At 67.8% G+C, this 1,720-nt stretch carries 3 protein-coding genes; all 3 read right to left on the bottom strand.

The features are described 5' to 3' along the window. Window positions 1-846 (bottom strand): Hpt domain-containing protein (locus G1E_RS19375; protein ID WP_047150029.1); only part of this gene is annotated, 846 nt, incomplete at its 3' end. Next, window positions 843-1,508, bottom strand: a complete 666-nt coding sequence (locus G1E_RS19370) for a chemotaxis protein CheW (protein WP_047150028.1) — start codon at window positions 1,506-1,508, stop codon at window positions 843-845. The genes G1E_RS19375 and G1E_RS19370, both read right to left, overlap by 4 nt. Then, the coding region (locus G1E_RS19365; protein ID WP_009687010.1) for a tetratricopeptide repeat protein at window positions 1,505-1,720 on the bottom strand (216 nt) is incomplete at its 5' end. The genes G1E_RS19370 and G1E_RS19365, both read right to left, overlap by 4 nt.

The raw sequence follows: 1,720 nt of genomic DNA, 5'->3' as shown, positions 1-1,720 counted from the left end.
ATCGAGGTCGGCGGCCTGCTGTTGCAGGATCTGCTGGGTCTCGACCAGCAGGCGCTGGGTTTGCGCCAAGGCTTCGAGCACTTCACTGTTCTGGCCGCTGTCTTCCAGCTGCATGCGCACGCCGTCGAGCGCCTGCATCCCTTGGCCGTGCATGCGTTTGAGGCGCTGCAGGGTGGCCAGGTAAGGCTTCAGACGTTGGGTCTCCACCAGCGACTTGCTGGACAGGTCGAGCAGGCTGTTCAGGCGGTCGGCAGTGACCCGTAACACCCGTTCGCCTGCATCGCCGACGCGCTTGCCCACCTTGCGTCGCAGCGCTGGCTCGGGCTCGGGCTCAGGCTCGGCGTCGGGCTCTGACAGCTCACTGGGCAGCACCAACGGTGCCGGCGGCGGGCTGACCGACGGCGACGACGGCGATACGGCCCCTGCCGCCACGGGCAGCGGCGGCACGCCGGCGCCGCCTGGGTCGAGCAGGCTGGCCATCTGCGCAAGAAACACCGGCAGGGTCGCCTGCGCCGCACTGTCGCCCGGTGTGGCAATGCGCATCAGCAAGTCGGTCCCCTGCAACAGCGCATCGATATGCTCGGCATTCAACCGCAGGCGCCCCTCCTGGGCGGCTACCAGGCAATCCTCCATGACATGCGCGACGCTGACGCCCGCGTCCACGCCAACGATACGGGCGGCGCCCTTGAGCGAGTGGGCCGCGCGCATGCACGCCTCGAGCTGGTCAGCCTGGGTAGGGTTGCGCTCGAGTGCCATCAGGCCGGCGCTGAGCACCTGGGTCTGCGCTTCGGCCTCCAGGCTGAACAGCTCGAGCAACGAGGCGTCGCGCATTTGCTCTGGGGTCATGACAAGCTCCGCTGCACGGCAGCCAGTAAGTGTTGATCGTCCAGTACCCGCACGCTGCGCCCGCGCCATTGCAGCACCGCCGCGGTATAGCGGGTGGCGTCCTGGCCACTGCCCAGCAACAGCGGGTCGAGCCGGTGGATGCCGTCGATTTCCTCGACCGCCACCACCACCGGGCCGCCCTCGCTGGCCAGGATCAGCATGCGTGGCATCGCCCGGCCGCTGCGCTGCTCGGCAGCACCCAGCTGAACGCCCAGCAAGTCGGCCAATGACAGGCATGGCACCAGCGCCCCACGTACGTTGGCGACCCCCTGCAACACCCGCGAGCGCTGGTGCGGCAACGAATGCACTGCCTGCAACGGGGCGATTTCGGCCAGGCAGGCGGTCGCCAGCGCCAGCCATTCTTCACCCAGACGGAACAGCAACATGGATCGACCGGTGTGCTCTTGCAGCGGCTCACGCTCGGCCGCCGAGTGCTCCTGCGCCAATGCATAGCGGTCAAGCAGGCGGGTAGCCGCAGCGGCGTAGACTTCGCAGTTGCGGCAATGCACGTGCCGCTCCAGTAGCGGGCATTGCTTGTTGCCATGTACACCAATGCGGTTCCAGCAGTCGTCGATGAGCGCATCGTCATCGGCCAGCAGTTGCATCGCGGATTCACCGTTCACCGTTCAGACTCCCGCCCAGCCCGCGCCGCCCGTTCCTGCAGGCGCCGTGCCCCGGCCAGGTCACCCTGGGCCGCAAGCAGGGCCGCCAGGTGCAGCAACGCCTCGGGGTGTTGTGGCTCCAGATACAGCGCTTTGCGGTAGTGGGTCAGCGCTTGCTGTGCGTCGCCCTCAGTATCGCTGAGCAGCCCCAGCCAGTAATACACCTGCGCCGC

This window comes from Pseudomonas sp. TJI-51, assembly GCF_000190455.2.
GTDB lineage: Bacteria > Pseudomonadota > Gammaproteobacteria > Pseudomonadales > Pseudomonadaceae > Aquipseudomonas > Aquipseudomonas juntendi.
The sequence above is the reverse complement of the archived record's forward strand: the minus strand, read 5'-3'. Positions and strand labels throughout refer to the sequence as shown.